Source organism: Bifidobacterium samirii, from assembly GCF_003952945.1.
Taxonomy (GTDB): Bacteria; Actinomycetota; Actinomycetes; order Actinomycetales; family Bifidobacteriaceae; genus Bifidobacterium; species Bifidobacterium samirii.
The window spans coordinates 42,470-60,471 of record NZ_QXGK01000005.1 but is presented as its reverse complement, the minus strand read 5'-3'; the positions used below and the strand labels follow the sequence as shown (position 1 = coordinate 60,471).

The following is an 18,002-nucleotide window of genomic DNA, read 5'->3' as shown; positions in this document are numbered from 1 at the left end:
CCGTTGCCGCGCGACGGGCGGTGGCGACGGGACGATACGATGGGCGTCATGCTTGTTTCGTCGCAGACCCGCGGATTCATCGCCGCGCACCGACTCGAAAACGTGCGCGACCTGGCGCTCAAGGCCAGACGGGAGGACGGCCTCGACCTGCCGTTCGCCCTGGACCAGATCGCCGGATGGCAGACCGCGCGCACCAAACTCCCGCAATGGGCCGCCAGCGACGGCATCATCTACCCGCCGCACCTGTCGATGGAACAGTGCTCGTCGCAGTTCACCGCCCAATACAAGGCGCGCGTCGCCCGCCGGATCGTCGACGCGTATCTCGCGGCCGACGCATCGGCCGGGTCGGCTGCATCGGTCGCATCGGCTGCGTCGGTCGCATCGGGCGAATCGGATGCCGCGGATACGCCGGAACCGTCGGCGACGATGGCGGCATCGGCGCCGGAGCCGGAGACCCCGGCATCGGCGGGAACGACGGCATCATCGGCACCCGAATCGCCGACCGCGCCGACATCAGCAACGGCCGCCACGACGGCGAGCCCGGCCGACGGGACGGCGCTCGCCGACCTGACCGGCGGCTTCGGCGTCGACTTCTCGTATCTGGCGCGCGGATTCGACCGGGCGACGTACGTCGAACGGCAGCCGCACCTGTGCGCGATCGCCGAACACAACCTGCGTGCGCTGGGCCTCGACCACGCGCGCGTCGTCAACGCGGACGCCGAGACGTGGCTTGCGGACGGCGGCACGGCGACGATGATCTTCGTCGACCCGGCCCGCCGCGACGACCACGGCGGCCGCGCCGTCGCCATCGCCGACTGCACGCCGGACGTGCTCGCGCTGGCGGACCGGCTGTTCGCCGCCGCCCCGCTCGTCATGGTCAAGCTGTCGCCGATGCTCGACTGGCGCAAGACCGTCGCCGACTTCCGCGGCGCGGTCGGCGAGGTACACATCGTCTCGACCGGCAACGAATGCAAGGAGCTGCTGCTCGTCCTCGACCGTCGGCGTGCGACGGGGCGGCCGGCTGCGGGCGGGCCGCCGACGGGCGGGACGGCTGCCGGGGCATCGGCTGCGGACGTGACGACCGACGCCTGTGAGGGAATGCCGGTCCGCGTGGTCTGCGTCAACGACGGTGACGAACTCGCGTACGACTATAATCCGTCGGCGCCGTCGGTCGACCGCATGACCGGCACGACCGCCGCCGGACTGCTCGCCGACGGTTGGTACGATACCGCCGATGACGTCGCCGGGACCGATGTTAAAGTCGATGTCGACGGCAACTCGGAAGCAAGATATCTATACGAGCCGAATGCGTCGATCATGAAGGCCGGATGCTTCGCGCTGATCGAGGACCGCTATCCGATGCGGCAGGTCGGGCCGAACAGTCACCTATTCGTAAGTACTCAGCGGGTTGACGGGTTCCCCGGACGCGAGTTCGCCATCGAGGCGGTCGGCGGACTCGGGAAGAAGGACGTGAAGTCGCTGCTCGCCGGTGCGACGAAGGCGAACGTCGCGGTGCGCAATTTTCCGATGAGCGTCGCACAGCTGCGCAAGAAGCTGCGGCTGGGCGACGGCGGCGACCTCTACCTGTTCGCCACGACGCTCGCCGGCTCGCGTCACGTCCTGATCCGCACGCGGCGCCTGTCCACCGCTCGTTCGACCGACTGAGCGTGACTCTCAACCGGCCGGTTGAGTCGCAGTCTGTACACGGGGGCCGAATCCCTTACGGATTGCGACGCTGAGGGGCTGGTTTGCGTCGCAATCTGCATGGGAGGACCGGATTCCTTACGGATTGCGACGCGGAAGGCCCAGTTAGCGTCGCAAACCGTATGGGAATGGGGGTTAGTATGCGGATTGCGACGCAAAGTGGGATGTCCGATGATGACGACCGGTCTGGGATGCTGTGATCGGCGGGTACACGGGGCTGCGCTGCGTCGCGATCTGTACATGAACGGGGGATCCTGTGCGGATTGCGACGCTGACGGGCTGGTTTGCGTCGCAACCTGCATGGGAGGACTGGATTTCTTACGGATTGCGACGCTGGAGAGGGAGTTTGCGTCGCAATCCGTACACGGGGGACCGGGGGCCGGGGGACTGATGCCCGGATACGGCAAGGCCCCTTGCCGGTGAAGCCGGCGAAGGGGCCGAAAGACAGGGGAACGGCGCGACGGACTAACGCCAGCCCATCGTCATGAGGAAGCCGACCATGATGATCGCGAAGCCGATGGCCAGGTTCCAGGCGCCGATGTTCGGAATCGGGTAGTTGCCGGTCAGGTAGTAGGCGACGCACCAGATCAGGCCGATGACCATCAGCGTGCAGAACAGCGGCACGAACCAGCGCGGATTCGACTTGGTGCCCTTGATGGCCTCCTCGACGCGCTTGGTGTTCTCGGCCTGACGGGCCATCATGCGGCGCATCTGCGGGGTGAGGTCGTTCTTGTCGGCGGTCGCGTTGAGTACGGCCTCGACCTGGTCCATCGGCACACCGAAGTCCTCGTCGTCTTCGTCGGCGGTCTCGGTCTCGGCGGCCTTGGTTTCGGCGGCCTTGGTTTCGGCGGCCTTGGTTTCGGCGGCGTCCTCGGCGGCGGTCTCAGTCGCGGCGGTGTCGGCCGCAGCCTCGGCCTCGGGCTTCGTCGCTTCCGCCCAGTCCTTCTGGGCCTCCGTATCGGTTTCGTTCGGCTGTGTCTCTGCCATGAGCGTAGTCTCCTTGTATATAGGCTAGAAGTCATAATAGTGGTTAGACTCGAATTGGCGAAGACATCGTCTGCGAATCGGCCCGTGGCGCGGCGTCGGGCCTGCATATGGCCGCATACTCGCATACTCGCCGGCAGGAGGGGATCATGGCACGACGAACCGGCAGGCACGCGGCGAAGCGTTCGCTGTTCAATGGCGTCGCCGTGTTCCTGCTCGTCGCATTCACCGGTTTCCTGTTGGCGACGAACGCCCGGCTCAACCGTACCGCGGTCGTCTCGTCGGACACTGCCGATCTGGTCGAGCAGCGCGTCAACCGTGTGACGCAGCTGCAGGATGAGATCGGCCGGCTCGGCGCGCAGGTCAACACGCTCAAGGATCTGGCGAGCGACGTGTCCGACCCGTCCGGCGGCGAGGACGCGGGTTCCGGTACGACGTTGCCCGCGGTCGAAGGCCCCGGTCTGACGGTCACGCTCGACGATTCCCCGCTGTGGGAGAGCAAGGTCGACGGCTCCGGTTCGGCGGCGAATATCAACGACTACGTTGTGCATCAGCAGGACGTCGAAGCGGTGGTGAACGCGCTGTGGGCGGGCGGCGCGGAGTCGATGATGATCCAGGACCAGCGTGTCCTGTTCAATTCGGCGGTGATCTGCCAGGGCAACGTGCTGCTGCTGCAGGGCCGCAAGTATTCGCCGCCGTACACGATCAAGGCGATCGGCCCGATCGACGGGATGAAGCAGGCGCTCGACGATTCCAAGGACGTGCGTATCTACCGCGAGTATGTGAGCGCGTTCGGCTTGGGATGGAAGGTCGAGGAGAACGACCGGCTGGAGTTCCCGGAATCCGCGGCGCTGCTGCAGTCGCTGCAATATTCGAGCGTAATCGACGACGAGGGAGAGAACGCGCAATGAACCGTATGACCGCATCGGAGGAGTCCGCATCGGAGGGAATGTCGTCGGCGTCGGCGTCGGCGCCGGGAACGCCGCCCTCGGCACAGCCGCCGTCGTCGCGCCCGGCCGCCCGTCGCGCGGTCGGCCGCAGCCTTGACGGGGAGACGACCGCCGACCTGCTGCTGCGCATGCAGGATGTCGCCGATCCGGGCGAATCGTTGCGTCTGGTGACCGTCCATCCCGACCGTCACGTCGGCGCCGACGGTCGTTCGGGATCCGGTGACGCCGACGCCGTTATGTCACGCCGCGACCGTCGCCGCGCGTCGCACGGCGGCAGCGGTCGTGACGGCGATAGCGTCGGCGCCGGTGGCGGATACGACGACGCCCGCGGTGGAGGTCACCGTCAGGGACTGCTGTGGTCGATTCTGGGCATCGTCGCGGAGCTGCTGCTGACGATGGCGGCCGTGTGCGCGCTGTACGTCGTGTGGCAGATGTGGTGGACGGGCGTGCAGTCGGAGCACGCGCAGGTCGAGATGCGGCAGTCGGTCAACTGGACGTCGCCGGGGTCGGGCAGCACGGATGCGGTCGCGCCGGCGCAGGAGGGCGATCCGCCGGTCCAGCCGGAGTCGGCGGCGGAGGGAGAGCTGATCGCCACCGTCTACATACCGCGGTTCGGCGACCAGTGGGAGCGCAATCTGGTGCAGGGCACGTCGCTGGTGCAGCTCAACAAGCATGGCCTGGGCCATTACACGGAGTCGCAGTGGCCTGGTCAGGTGGGCAATTTCGCGATAGCCGGCCATCGCAACGGCTACGGGCAGCCGTTGGGCGACGTGGACAAGCTGCAGCCGGGCGATGTGATCGTGGTGCGTACGCAGGACTACTGGTATGTGTACGAGTACACGTCGAGTGAGATCGTGCTGCCGGACGACATCCGTGTGATCGGCTCGAATCCGCTGAATCCCGGTGCCGAACCGACCGAGCGCATGATCACGATGACGACGTGCGAACCGAAGTATTCGACGCCCACCCACCGGTGGATCAGCTACGGCAAGCTCAAGTACTGGGCGAAGGTCGCGGACGGCTGGCCGCAGGAGCTGGCGACGAGCGACGCGAAGGGCGGCGTGACGTTCACGAACAACGCGACGGAGGCCGTGTCGCCGGTCGCGCGGCTCGACTCGCTGGCCCCGGTGGTCGCGGTCGCGCTGGTCGCGTACGCGATCGTATTCGTCGCGGCGCTGGTCGCCTGGCGGTTCCCGCTGCTGCGTGCGATCCGCGCGGGCGAGCGCCGTCGCCCGGATGCGAGCCTGTACGGCTGGCTGATGCGTCATCAGCCGGGTGTGCTGCCGATTCGCCTGCTGCTGGTGCTGTTGCTGCTGTTCGCGGCGGCCGCGGCGCTGTTCGAGTGGGGCTTCCCGTGGGCGGCGTCGAACATTCCGTATCTGCAGCAGATGTCGAATTTCACCGCCGGCTGATGCCGGGGTGCCGTCCGGCGGTCGGCGGCGGTTGTCCGATGGCGGCCCGGCGGGTGTCGTGGCGATGATGGCCGGCTGACGGCGGCGTGCGTTCGCCGCCGTCAGCCGTGCTGTATTCCGGTCATTCCCGCCGCCGTCGTGCCGGCCGCGGATACACTGGGGGCGATGACGCGGCCTTCGCAGGGGAGGCCGGACCGGCGGCCCGGTTGCGGCCCGGCAGGAGGAGTTATGACGGATTCGGCGCGCATTCTGGTGGTCGACAACTATGATTCGTTCGTCTATACGATCGTCGGATATCTGAAGACGTTGGGCGCGAGCGTGACGGTCGTGCGCAACGATGCGATCGACGCGGCCGCACCGGGATTGCTGGACGACTATGACGGCGTGCTGATCTCGCCGGGCCCGGGTGCACCGGCCGAATCGGGCGCGAGCGAGGATGTGATCCGCCGGTGCGCGGCGGAGCGCAAGCCGATGTTCGGCGTGTGCCTGGGATTGCAGGCGCTGGCGGAGGTGTTCGGCTGCACGGTGGCCCATGCGCCGACGATCATGCACGGCAGGACGAGCCTGATCGAGCATGACGGCGCGGGCGTGTTCGCGGGCGTGGCCGAGCCGATGACGGCGACCCGCTACCATTCGCTGGCGATCGACCCGGCGTCGATGCCGGACGAGCTGGTCGTGTCGGCGCGCGCGTCGGATGATGGCACGATCCAGGCGGTCCGTCACCGCGATCTGCCGTTGGAGGCGGTCCAGTTCCACCCCGAGTCGGTGATGACGCAGGACGGCTACCGTCTGTTCGCGAACTGGCTGGCCGCGTGCGGCCAGACGGATGCGGTCGCCCGTTCGGCCGGCCTGCGGCCGAAGGTCGCCCGCTGACCCGCTGACGGTCCAGCGGCGATCGACATACGAGAAGGCCCCTCCAGGGAGGGGCCTTCTCGTGTCTTCACGCCTGGTGCGGGCGGTCCGTGCGGCTCACTGGCCGGTGGTCGTGCCGCTGCTGTTGCCGTTGTCGTCGGTGCCCGGCGTGGTCGGATCGGTCGGATCCGGGGTGGGGGTGACGGGGTCGGCGGTGGTGAGGGTGACGGTGTCTCCGGGCTTGGCGGTGTTGCCGTTGGCCGGATTGGAGGCGGTCACGATCGCCGTGTCGCTGGTGGACGAGCCGTTGGTGAGGGCGACGGTGAGGCCGAGCGCTTCGAGCTGGCTCTTGGCGTCGGCGTACTTCTGGCCGATCAGGTAGGGGACCGTCACCGGCTGCGGGCCGCGCGAGATGACGATCGAGATCGTCGTGCCGCGTTCGACGGATGCGCCGGCCTCCGGCGTGGTGCCGATCACGGCGCCTTCGGCGACGGTGGCGCTGTAGTCCTCGCTGATGCTGGTCGATTCGAAGCCCATGCTCTTGAGCGTCTGGATCGCCGCGTCCTTGGCCTGCCCGGCCAGGTCGGGCACGGTGGCGCGGCCGGTGGACACGATGAGCGTGATCTGCGTGCCCTTGGGTTCACTGGTGCCGGCGGCCGGGTCGGTGCCCACGACCTTGTCCTTCTCGATCTTGGCGCTGTCCTCGCTGCGCGTGGACGAGGCGACCTCGAATCCGGCCTTCTTGAGCGCGGCGCGGGCCGCGTCCTGGGTCATGTCGCTCACGTCGGGGACCTTGGCGGACTGCGGGCCGGTGGAGATCCACACCTTGACGGTGCTGCCCTTGGCCACGCTCGCGCCGCCCTTGGGATCCTGCTTGGTGACGGTGCCTTCGGGTTCGGTCGAATCGTCGTCGTCGACGATGTCGGCGACGAGTCCGAGGTCCTCGAGCTGGGAGGTGATCTTCTCCGACGTGATGTTCGACATCGTGGTGAAGTCGGGCACGTCGACCTTCTGCTCGTCGGTGCCGCCGCGGCCCTGCATCATGAAGAACACGGCGAGGAGCGCGGCGATGACGACGATCACGCCGACCACCGATCCGATGATGATCTTCTTGCGCTTGGCCCGGTCGGCTTCGGCGCGCTGTTCGGCGCGCGACTTGACGGCGACGCCGGCGGGCTGGAGCGAGGGCACGGCCTCGAACTGGCCGGTGACGGGGTTGAACGCCTGCGTGGCGGTGGTCTCGCCGCCCATCGCGGCCGCGGGCATGGCGGCCGGCATCGGCATCGTGCCCATTGCGGCGGTCTGTCCCATCGCCTGGGTCTGGCCGAGGGCCTGCGTGGCCGCGTCCTGTTCGGCCTGCTTGCGGGCCTTCATGTTCGACAGGTCGGTGAGCGGGTTGAACGCGGCCGCGACGGGCATGCCGCCGTTCATGTAGGTGAGGATGTCGTTCTTGAACTCGTTGGCGGTCGCGTAGCGGTTCTGACGGTCCTTGGCCATGGCCTTGGCGCAGATCGAATCCCACATGGCCGGCAGACCGGGCACGAGCGAGCTGGGCGGCGTGGCAACCTCGGAGACGTGCTGGTAGGCGATGGCGACGGCCGAGTCGCCGGTGAACGGCGCGCGGCCGGTGAGCATCTCGTAGAGCACGCAGCCGGCGGAGTACAGGTCGGAGCGCATGTCGACGGTCTCGCCGCGCGCCTGCTCGGGGGAGAGGTACTGGGCGGTGCCGACGACGCCCTGCGACTGGGTCATCGTGGCGGCGGAGTCGTCGAGCGCGCGGGCGATGCCGAAGTCCATGACCTTGACGACGCCCTGCTCGCTGATCATGATGTTGCCGGGCTTGATGTCGCGGTGGATGATGCCCATGCGATGCGAGTATTCGAGCGCGCCGAGCACGCCGAGCATGACCTGTTCGGCGTCGCGCTGGGAGATCGGGCCGTTCGCCTTGATGATGTCGCGCAGGGTCTGTCCCTTGACGTACTCCATGACGAGGTACGGCAGCCGTTCGGTCATGCCGTTCTCGTCGGTGACGGTCTCCTCGCCCGAATCGTAGATGTTGACGATGTTGGCGTTGTTCATCTGCGCGACGGCGTGCGCCTCGCGGCGGAAGCGCGACAGGAAGATCTGGTCGTTGGCCAGGTCGGCGCGCATGATCTTGATCGCGACGGTGCGTCCGAGCCTCGTATCGAGGGCCACGCGCACCTCGGCCATGCCGCCGTGGCCGATCGCCTGGCCGAGCTGGTAGCGGCCGTCGGCAAGCGAATTGGGCATGTTGCTCATTGCTGTTCCTTCCAAAGGTTCCGCAGGTCCGCATGCGATGCGGCGGTGTGCTGATGGTCAAGGGGGATGGCCGTCGCGATGCCGGACGGTGCGTCGGCGAGTCCGGCCGCGGCGGTGGTCGTGTCGCCCGCGGCGAGTGTGACCTCGCCGATCGTCGCGCTGACGGAGGCCGGCAGGTCGGGCAGGCTGGGCAGGTCGGGCAGCGCCGTGCCGGCGATCGACGGCGTGACGACGGGCGGCATCGTGGGGCCGTCGGACGACGGCATGCCGGCACCCGGTACGTCGGGCGCGTCGGCGGACGCCGCGCCGGGGACCGGCGGCGTCGGCACGCGGATCGGCCGGTCGGGCCGGCGTGCGGTCAGATGCTCCGGGTCGACGGCGCGCAGCAGCGTGTTGACGGCGTGCGGCCGGCTGCGCACGCGGCGCGGCACGCGGCCGGACGGGTTGACGGTCGTGTCGTCGCTCTGCGCGGTCGCCTGGTCGAGGAGACGGCGTTCGATGCGCGCGAGCGTGCGCGAGACGACGAGCGCGTCGGCGGGACGGTCGAGCGGGTCCTTGGCGAGCATCGACATGACGAACTGGCTGAGCTGCAGGTCGACCGTGTCGGGCAGCGGCGGCACCGGGTCGTTGACGTGCGCGGCGGCGATGTCCACGGGCGTGGCGCCGGTGAACGGGCGGTGGCCGCACAGGCCCTCGTAGGCGACGACGCCCAGCGAGTAGATGTCGGACTGGGGCGTGGCCTGATGGCCCTGCGCCTGCTCGGGGGAGATGTACTGGGCGGTGCCCACGACCATGCCGTCCTGCGTGATCTGCTCCTGGTTGGTGGAGTAGCTGACGCCGAAGTCGGTAATCTTCACCTCGTTGCTGTCGGACACCATGATGTTGGCCGGCTTGACGTCGCGGTGGATGACGCCGTGGCTGTGCGCGACGAACAGGCCGCGCGCGGTCTGGATGAGGATCGGCAGCAGTTCGGTCGGGTCCATCGCGCCGCGCTCGTGGTACAGGTCGGCGAGCGACTTGCTGGGCACGTATTCCATGATGAGGAAGCCGATGCCGTCATGCTCGTAGTATTCGAACAGCGCGGCGATGTTCGGGTGCGCGAGGTTGGCGGAGTTGTGCGCCTCGGCGCGCAGACGGTGCAGCTTGGCCTCCACGTCGGCCTGGTCGGAGCGCAGCGCCTTGATGGCGACGGGGCGGCCCAGCTGGATGTCCCAGGCGCGCCAGACCTCGCCCATGCCGCCCTGCGCGAGGCGGGCGTCGAGGCGGTATCGTCGGTGGATCAGCTGTCCTTCGATGAGTCTCATTGCTTCAGCGCCTCCTCCATCAACGACTTCATGATCGGGCCGGCGGTCAGCGAGCCGTACAGGTCGGTGTTGTGCACGACGACGGAGATCGCGATCTGCGGGTCGTCGGCGGGTGCGAATCCGATGATCCATCCGTCGATGCGCTCGTTGTTCTCGCCGATCTGCGCGGTGCCGGTCTTGGCCGCCACGGCGACGCCGTCGATGGCCAGGGTCGGGTATTCCTTGGTGATGACCGACTGCATGCCCTTGGTGAGCTGGTCGGCGGTGTCCTTGCCGAACGCCTGCGACATGACCTGCGGCTTCGTTTCGGACAGCACGGACAGGTCGCTGGAGCGCACGCGGTCGACGAGCGTCGGACGCATCAGCGTGCCGTCGTTGGCGATGGCGGACGCGATGAGCGCGTTCTGCAGCGGGGTGGTCAGGTTGTCGCCCTGGCCGATCGAGGCGAGCGCCAGCCGGTCGTCGCCCATGTCGGTCGGGAGCTTGGCGGCGACGGTCTTCATCGGGCTGCCGGTGGACGTGGTGCCGTCGATGGTGATGGACGTGCCGTAGCCGAGCTTGGAGGCCATGTCGTCGAGCTTCTGCTGGCCGACGGCGACGCCGAGTTGGGCGAACGCGGTGTTGGACGAGTAGGCGAGCGCGTCCTCGAGCGAGATGGTGCCGTTGCTGCCGGCGCCCTGCGCGGACGCGTTGGTGAGCTGCACGTTGGTGCCGGGCAGCGTGTAGGACGCGCCGGCGGGGATCTGCGAGTCGATGGTGTAGTCGCCGCTGTCGATCGCGGCGGCCGCGACTACGGTCTTGAACGTGGATCCCGGCGGGTAGAGCTCGCTGGTGGCGCGGTTGAGCATCGGGTTGTTCCCGTCGGCGACGAGCTGCTGGTAGGCGAGGTTGGCCGACTGGGTGTCGTGGTTCGCGAGCTGGTTGGGGTCGTAGCTGGGGGTGCTCACCATGGCGAGGATGCGGCCGGTCTTGGGCTGGGTGACGACGACGGCGCCGTCCTTGCCGTCCATGAGCTGGTAGGCGAGGGTCTGGAGCCTGGCGTCGATGGACGTTTCGATCGTGGCGCCGGTGTTCTGGGTGCCGGTGAGCACGGCCTTGACGCGCTCCCAGAACAGCGCGTCGGATTCGCCGGACAGGAGGCTGTCGCGCGAGTCCTCGATGCCGCGGTCGGTGCCCTGCGTGATCGAGAAGTAGCCGGTGACGGGCGCGTAGACGGCGCCGTTCTCGTAGACGCGCTGGTATTTGAACGCGTCGTTGGAGGCGTCGGAGCGGGCCATGACGGTGCCGTCGGAGGTGAGGATCTGGCCGCGGGGCGTGCCGTACGTGTGGTAGATGGCGCGCGCGTTGCGCGGGTCGGCGTTGAGTTCGTCGGATCGGATGGCCGACAGGATGGTCGTGGAGATGCCGAGGATGACGAACAGGACGAGGACGGCGGTGAAGAGCTGGCGCAGGGACTTGTTCATCGGGCGCTCCTCTCCTTGAGCTCGTGGTCGCGCAGGGCGGCCAAGGCCTCGTATTGGAACGTTTCGGACAGGTCGTGGTCGGGTTCGGGCTTGTTGGCCGCGTTGGAGATGACGACGAGGAGCGCGGCGAGGATGTAGTTGGCGATGAGCGACGAGCCGCCGGCGGCCATGTAGGGCAGGGTCATGCCGGTCAGGGGGATGACGAGCGTGGTGCCGCCCACGACGGTGAACACCTGGAACGCCATCGTGAACACGAGTCCGGAGGCGAGGAGCTTGCCGAAGCCGTCCTTGATCTTCATCGCGGTGATGAACCCGGAGGCGATGATCGTCAGGTAGATCATGAGGATGGCCATGAGGCCGGTCAGGCCGAGCTCCTCGCCGAGCGACGTGTAGATGAAGTCGGAGTTGCCGTACGTGGTGAGCGACGGGTAGCCTTCGCCCAGTCCGGTGCCGAGGATGCCGCCGGAGGCGAGGCCGAAGATGCCGGTGACGATCTGCCAGGAGCCGCCGATCTCCTTGTTGTACTGTTCGGCGCTGAACGGTTCGAGCCAGGCGTCGACGCGCGAGCCGACGTGGCTGAAGATGCCGGCCGCGGCGACGGCGCCGGCGGCGAACGCGAGAAGGCCGATGACGATCCAGCTGCGGCGCCCGGTGGCGACGTAGAGCATGGAGACGAACATCGCGAAGAACATGAGCGACGTGCCTAGGTCGTGCTGGAGGATGAGCACGCCCATGGACGCGAACCAGACGATGATGATCGGGCCCATGTCCTTGATGCGCGGCAATTGCAGGCCGAGGAACTTCTTGCCGCCGACGGCCAGCTGGTCGCGGTGGTCGAACAGGTAGGCGGCGAAGAAGAACGCGAGGAACAGTTTGGCGAATTCGCCGGGCTGGATCGTGCTGTTGGTGAACGGGATGACGATCCACACGCGCGCGCCGTTGATGTCGGCGCCGATGAACGGCAGCATCGGGCTGAGCAGCAGTACGAGGCCGGTGACCATGCTCACGTAGGAGAATCGGCGCAGCACGCGGTAGTCCTTGAGGAACACGATGAGCAGTGTGGCGAGCACGATCGCGAGCGCCTGCCATAGCAGCTGGCGGAATGCGATGGCGGTGCCCATCGACTGGTCGATGCGGGCGATCATCGTGACGCCGACGGCGTTGAGGAGCAGCACGCACGCCATGACGGTCTGGCTGGCGTACGGCTGGAATCTGAGCACGAGCGCCCACGATCCGAGGGCCATGAGCGCGACGACGCCGAGCAGGACGGCGTAGTTGGCGGGGAATGTGCCGGTGGTGCGTTCGAACATCTGGAACAGGCCGATGAAGCCGACGAGCATGGCGAACAGGATGAGCGCGACCTGGCGCAGGCGGGTGCGGATCATTGCGTGTCGGCCTCCTTCCCCGTGTCGGTCGTGCCGGTCTTCGTATCGGTCTTGGTGTCTGATTTCGCGTCGGATCCGTCGGAGGAGCCGTCGGTCTTCGCGTCGTCCGAGCCGGCGTCCTTCCTGGTGCTGGCCTGCTCGCCGGCCGCGTCGTCCGCGGCTCCGACGACGGGCTCGTCGGCCTTGGTGTCGTCGGCGGCCTTGTCGCGTTCGTCGCGGATGTATGCGGCGTGCGTGCGCGCCTCGTCGAGGCTGTCGACGGCGATGCCCTGGGCGAGCTGCTCCTGCCACGACTGCGGCAGGCTGTCCACGGCGATGTCGGTCTGTTCGACCTCGTGCGACAGCTTGAAGCCGAACAGGTCGGTGTTGACGCCTTGGTAGATGGCGATGACGCCGTCGCCGGCGCCCAGATAGTAGCGGGTCTGGCTCCACGCGTACGCGCCGGCCGCGGCTCCGGCGGCGAGCGCGATCGCCAGGATGACGCTCAGGATCGTGGCGAGGCGGCCGTGGCGGCGCTTCGTGCTGGTGGCCTTGCGCTGCTTGTCCTGTTCGCGGCGGATCGCGCGCACGACCTCCGGGTCGTGCGGGTCGGCGGTGATGCGCCCGTCGGCCTTCTGCACGACGGGGATCTCGCCGGTGTCGGGCATCTCGCGTTCGCCGGTCTCCTCGCGGACGGTGGAGGGCTGCACGACGCGCATCGTCGCGTCGGTGTGGCGGCCGTCGCCGTGGGAGAGCGCTGCGGCCTTCTGGGCCGGCGACGTCTGCGCGCGCAGGGCGGGCGCGGTGGCGACGGGCTCGTTGACGATGTCGGCGATCGGTTCGAGGCTGCCGCTGGCGGCGCCGCCGACGAGCAGCGTCTGATGGGGCAGTTCGAACGCGTCGGCGTCGAGCGCGAGGGTCGCGTCGGCGATGACGACGCTCACGTTGTCGGTGCTGCCGGCCTTGAGGGCCATGCCCACGAGCTGCTGGGCGCACTCCTCCTGGTCGGTGCAGTCGGCCATCACCTGTTCGATCGTGGAGTCGGCGAGCACGCCGGTCAGACCGTCGGAGCACAGCATCCACCGGTCGGCCGGGTGGGCCTTGCGGATCGCGATGTCGGGGCGCGGGTCGATGTCGAAGTCGCCCAGCACGCGCATCACGACGTTGCGCTGCGGGTGGCTCTTCGCCTCGGTCTCGCTGATGCGCCCCATGTCGATGAGATGCTGCACGTAGCTGTGGTCGTGGGTCATGCGCGTGAGCTTGCCGTCGCGCAGCAGGTAGGCGCGCGAGTCGCCGATGTGGGCGAGCACCCAGTAGCCGGCGACGAGCACGACGGCGGTGACGGTCGTGCCCATGCCCGACAGCTTGCGTTCGCGCTTCGCCTTGCCGACGATCGCGTCGTGCGCGGCGATGACCGATGATTCGAGCATGCGGGCGACGGCCTGGATGTCGCCGTCGACGTCGTCGCTTTCGAGGTGGGCGAGCGAGCGGATCGCGATCGTGGACGCGGTGTCGCCTCCCGCATGGCCGCCCATGCCGTCGCAGATCGCGGCCAGATGGCCGCCGGCGAACGACGAATCCTGGTTGTTGGAGCGGACGGTGCCCACGTCGGAGACGGTGGTGGAGTAGAGGAACAGGTTCTGCGAGGCTGCTGAGTTCGGCATGAGGGCGCTCACCTCAGTTCGAACGTCGTCGCGCCGATCCGCACCGGCACGCGGGCGGAGAGGATCGTGGGCGCGGCGATGCGCTGGCCGTTGACGACGGTGCCGTTCGTGCTCGACAGGTCCTCGATGGCCCAGTCGCCGGTGAGCGGATCCTGGTAGACGCGCGCATGATGCGAGGATACGAACTCGTCGTCGAGCACGACGGTGTTCGACGCGGCGCGGCCCAGCGAGATCGGCCCGGACGCGAGGGGCACGCTCGCGCCGGCGAGCGGCCCGTCGATGACGACGAGCAGCGACAGTCCGGCGTCGGCGCGCGGCGTCTCATGCGCGGCGGGGCGCGCCGGCACCGCCGTCGACGTGGCGACGGGCGCGGGCGCCTCGGCGGCCTTGCGCGCGCGGCGCTCCTTGCGACGGTGCGTGCGCGACTGCTTCGGGCTGAACGTCTCCAGATCGCGGCGCAGCGAACGTACGGCGAGCCATACGAACGCCCACAGCAGGATCAGGAAACCGTATTTGAGGATCGCGAAGGTGAGTTCGGTGATCATGAAGGGGACTCCTCGCCGACTACTCCTGTTCCTGCGAAGAGGCCCAGTAGAGGATTCGGGTGCGGCCGATCGTGATGGTGTTGCCGTCCAGCAGCGTTGCTATCGGCACCTGATGGCCTTCGATGTACATATGGTTGGTGGATCCCAGGTCGCGGGCGATGACGCCGTTGTCGGTGATGTCGATCTCCATGTGGCGTCGGGAGATACCCGGATCGTCGATGATGATGTCGCAGCCGGAGCCGCGGCCGATGACGGTCTTCTCCTTGGTGATCAGATACTGGTTGCCGTTGATCTCCAGCATCGGGTCGTCCTGCGACTGGGATGCGGTGGTGACCGGGACGGCGTTGCCCTGCACCGATTCGGAGCTGAGCGTGAAGTTGCCGCGGGTCAGGTCGAGGTCCTCCTCGAAGATGACCACGACCGGTCCGACGAAGGCGTAGTGCTGGCTCTTCGCGTACTGGGTGAGATTGTCGGCCAGCTCGTTGGCGAGGGTCTCGGACCCCCACTGCTCGATGCGGTCGAAATCCGGGGTGCTCAGCTTGAAGCGGTACTCGTTCGGGGCCACCGTGCGGTCGCGGCCGACGGGCATGGCCTCGGCGTCGATTTCGCGCTCGAGGGCGCTGGACAGGTCGACGGGCTGCAGGTCCTTCGACCCGAACTTGGCGAACACGCCATTGACCGCGCCTTCCACACTTTTCTCAAAACGGTCGAGAACGCTCATGGTAGTCCCTTTCTTGCATATCGATACCCCATCCTACGCGCGTGGCGGGAACAGGCCAAATGTGAAGACCGTCCCGACCGGGGCCGCCGCCCCGTCGGCACGCATGCAAACCGCAGTTTCAAGGGGCCATGACTGCGGTTTGTGTGCGCCGCCTTCGTTGGGACGCGAACAAACCGCAGTCAGAGGATTCCGCCGGCGGCGGATGGGATCAGCGCATGCCCAGCGCGTCGTACAGGAAGTCGCGCTGGAGGATGAGCAGGTTCTCGGCGACCGTCTCGTCGTTGGTCATGTGCGTGATGCCCGTCAGCGGCAGGAACGTGTGCTGGCGGCCGGCGGCCATCAGCGCCTGCGACAGACGCAGCGAATGCGCGATCGTGACGTTGTCGTCGGCGAAGCCGTGGATCAGCATGAGCGGGCGGCGCAGGTTCGGCGCGTCCTCGACGATGCTGTTGCGGCGGTACGTCTCCGGGTCGAGACCCAGATAGCGCTCGGTGTAGTGCGTGTCGTACAGCGTCCAGTCGGTCGGCGGGGCGCCGGCGCAGGCCGCGTGGAACACGTCGGGCGCGTCGAGCACGGCCAGCGCCGACAGGAAGCCGCCGTACGACCAGCCGATCATGCACACGCGATCGAGGTCGGGCGCGGGGATGCGGCGCGTCTCGCCGAGCGCGGCGAACGCGTCGTTGAGCGAGGCGATTGCGTCGCTCAACGCGTGCACGGCCTCGACCTGGTCGGCGAGGGTCACGTCCTTCATGGCTTCGAAGATCTCACGGTCCCACTTCGGTCCGCGGCCGGTGGTGCCGCGGCCGTCGGCGGTGACGACGAGGAAGCCCTGGTCGGCCCACCACTGGGCGTCCCAGTAGTAGGCCTGGGAGGCGACGACCTGCTGCGCGCCCGGGCCGCCGTACGGCTTCATGAGCACCGGCAGGCTTGCGGCGTGCGCGTACGGGCTGGACTCGCTCGGCGCGATGATCGCCGTGTGCAGCGCATGCTCGCCCATGCGGGTGAACGTCACATTCGGCGCGAAGCCGGGTTCGGCGGAGTCGTCCGAGAGGACGGCGACGGCCCAGCTCTGTTCGACCGGCTCGCCGTCGGCGGCGACCGTGTCGGTGACGTCGACGCAGTGCGAGACGCGCGTGCGCGGCGAGGCCATCATGCGTCCGGAGACGACGTTGCCGCGCTCGCCGCGCGACATCGTCCACACGCCCGGCTCGGCCGTCTCCGGCGACCAGGCGCCGTCGTAGGCGATGGCGACCACGTCGAAGCTGCGCGCGTCGTGGCCGTCGGCGGTGTCGGCCCACACGGCCGGCACGTCGGGCAGGAGGGCGGGGTCGCGCTGTACGACGCACAGCACGTCGTCGTCGGTCACGTCGAGCACGCCGCGCACGTTGAGGCCGACGGGCGTGAACGCGCGGCCGTCCACGGTCAGACGGTTCGTGTCGGCGTCCATGTCGTTGAGCGCGCACACGAGGCGGCCGTCGGGCGTGTAGGCGGGCGTGCCGCCGACGAGGTCGAGCCACTGGTCGTTGGCATGCTCCTCGAGCACGCGCACGGTGCCGTCGGCGGCGACGGCGAGCACCTGGTCGCGCGTCTGGCGGCGGTTCTGCACGAGCACGAGCGGCTCGTGGCCGCCGGTCCAGCTGACGGCGGCGACATACTCGTACGCCTCGCGGTCCCACGCGACGTCGGCGGACGCGGCGACGCCGGTGCAACGGCCGTCCTCGTCGAACGCGAGCGCGGCACGGGTCAGGTACGCGTCGACGTTGCGGGTGAGCGCGCGCGGATAGCGGGTGCCGGGCACCGGATGGTCGGGGTTGGCCGGGTCGGCGATGTACCACATCGGTTCGGGGGTCGTGTCGTACGTCTCGTAGAGCACGCCGCGCGAGTCGGGCGCCCACCAGAAGCCGTCGTAGCGGTCCATCTCCTCGCCGGCGGCGAACTCGGCCAGGCCGATGCGCCACGGCGCGTCGGCGGCGGCCGCGTTGCGCGCGTCCACGTCGGCGATCGCGGCGATATGGTCGTCGGCGCCGTCGTCGGCGATGTCGACGACGACGAGGCGCGTGCCGGTCGTGTACATGACGTGGCGTCCGTCGGGCGAGATGCGCGGGTTGAGGACCGGCGTGAACGCCGACTGGTCGGCGTCGATCGCCGCGGCGGCCAGCTGGCGCGTGGCGGCGGCCGCATCGTCGGCGGCGTCGACGGATGCGGGGATCGGGGTGAGGAACAGGCGTCCGTTGATCGTGAACACGACGCGTTCGCCGGCCGCGTCGACGCTGTACGACACGATGCCGGAGCCGCCTTCACGGGCGCGCTCGCGACGCGCCTTCTCCTCGGCGGGCACGTCCTCGTCGTCCGCGTCGGCCAGCAGCGCGCGCGGGTCGGCGAGCACGACCTCGCACGGCTCGCCGGCCGCGTCGAAGCCGCTCATCCACAGTGCGGTGACGATGTCCTCCGGACCGTCGGAGCGCAGGAACAGCGCGCGCGAGCCGTCGCCGACCACGCGGGCCGAACGCGGCGCGCCCGAGCCGAACCGCAGCGTCCGGGCCTTGCGGCGGGGGAATTCCCTGATTGCCTCATTGATATCGGTGTATTCGCTCATAGGGTCCGATACTACGCCACGCGGTCCCGGACGGCCGCTCACCGGCGAACCCGGCATACGCAGGGCGTGTGTCGGGTTTTGTTCGCCTGCGGGACGGCTTGCGCATCCCCGCGCCTATACTCGTCCAGCGGACCGTGCGATCCGCGGCGGCGGGGGACCGCCG

Annotated in this window: 12 protein-coding genes and 1 pseudogene; 4 read left to right on the top strand and 9 right to left on the bottom strand. The window is 68.6% G+C overall.

Annotated elements, in window-relative coordinates:
• Positions 1-48: 48 nt before the first annotated feature.
• Positions 49-1,665, top strand: a complete 1,617-nt coding sequence (locus tag D2E24_RS03685; RefSeq protein WP_206430915.1) for a THUMP-like domain-containing protein — start codon at positions 49-51, stop codon at positions 1,663-1,665.
• Between the two features lie 504 nt (positions 1,666-2,169).
• Here D2E24_RS03685 and crgA read toward each other — a convergent pair.
• Positions 2,170-2,691 (bottom strand): cell division protein CrgA, encoded by a 522-nt coding sequence (crgA, locus tag D2E24_RS03680; RefSeq protein ID WP_125967983.1) that lies wholly within the window; start codon positions 2,689-2,691, stop codon positions 2,170-2,172.
• Between the two features lie 146 nt (positions 2,692-2,837).
• Here crgA and D2E24_RS03675 point away from each other — a divergent pair, with 146 nt between their 5' ends.
• The 3 genes from D2E24_RS03675 (at position 2,838) to D2E24_RS03665 (ending at position 5,923) form a co-directional block, all read left to right on the top strand.
• Entirely contained in the window at positions 2,838-3,599 is a 762-nt protein-coding gene (locus D2E24_RS03675; protein ID WP_125967982.1) for a DUF881 domain-containing protein, read from the top strand.
• 275 nt (positions 3,600-3,874) lie between these two features.
• The gene (locus D2E24_RS03670; protein ID WP_125968040.1) at positions 3,875-5,050 is read left to right on the top strand and encodes a class E sortase; all 1,176 of its coding nucleotides are present in this window, start codon (positions 3,875-3,877) and stop codon (positions 5,048-5,050) included.
• A gap of 228 nt (positions 5,051-5,278) precedes the next feature.
• Entirely contained in the window at positions 5,279-5,923 is a 645-nt protein-coding gene (locus tag D2E24_RS03665; RefSeq protein WP_125967981.1) for an anthranilate synthase component II, read from the top strand.
• A 96-nt stretch (positions 5,924-6,019) separates the two neighbouring features.
• Here the strand turns inward: D2E24_RS03665 and pknB are convergent, their stop codons facing one another.
• From pknB to D2E24_RS03625, 8 genes and pseudogenes are all read right to left on the bottom strand, one after another.
• Entirely contained in the window at positions 6,020-8,182 is a 2,163-nt protein-coding gene (gene pknB / locus D2E24_RS03660) for a Stk1 family PASTA domain-containing Ser/Thr kinase (RefSeq protein ID WP_125967980.1), read from the bottom strand.
• Between the two features lie 401 nt (positions 8,183-8,583).
• Positions 8,584-9,486 (bottom strand): annotated as a pseudogene (locus D2E24_RS03655) (serine/threonine-protein kinase); the annotation flags it as partial.
• The gene (locus tag D2E24_RS03650) at positions 9,483-10,949 is read right to left on the bottom strand and encodes a peptidoglycan D,D-transpeptidase FtsI family protein (RefSeq protein ID WP_125967979.1); all 1,467 of its coding nucleotides are present in this window, start codon (positions 10,947-10,949) and stop codon (positions 9,483-9,485) included. The pseudogene D2E24_RS03655 and the gene D2E24_RS03650, both read right to left, overlap by 4 nt.
• Positions 10,946-12,334, bottom strand: coding sequence for an FtsW/RodA/SpoVE family cell cycle protein (locus D2E24_RS03645; protein ID WP_125967978.1), 1,389 nt, complete (start codon positions 12,332-12,334; stop codon positions 10,946-10,948). Before D2E24_RS03645 ends, D2E24_RS03650 begins: the two co-directional genes overlap by 4 nt.
• A complete protein-coding gene (locus D2E24_RS03640; protein ID WP_125967977.1) occupies positions 12,331-13,977 on the bottom strand; it encodes a PP2C family protein-serine/threonine phosphatase in 1,647 nt (548 codons plus the stop codon). Before D2E24_RS03640 ends, D2E24_RS03645 begins: the two co-directional genes overlap by 4 nt.
• 8 nt (positions 13,978-13,985) lie before the next feature.
• Positions 13,986-14,522, bottom strand: coding sequence for an FHA domain-containing protein FhaB/FipA (locus D2E24_RS03635; protein WP_125967976.1), 537 nt, complete (start codon positions 14,520-14,522; stop codon positions 13,986-13,988).
• A gap of 19 nt (positions 14,523-14,541) precedes the next feature.
• Positions 14,542-15,243: an FhaA domain-containing protein gene (locus D2E24_RS03630; RefSeq protein ID WP_125967975.1), complete on the bottom strand. Its 702-nt coding sequence runs from the start codon at positions 15,241-15,243 to the stop codon at positions 14,542-14,544.
• A gap of 208 nt (positions 15,244-15,451) precedes the next feature.
• The gene (locus D2E24_RS03625; RefSeq protein WP_125967974.1) at positions 15,452-17,839 is read right to left on the bottom strand and encodes a prolyl oligopeptidase family serine peptidase; all 2,388 of its coding nucleotides are present in this window, start codon (positions 17,837-17,839) and stop codon (positions 15,452-15,454) included.
• Positions 17,840-18,002 lie beyond the last annotated feature (163 nt).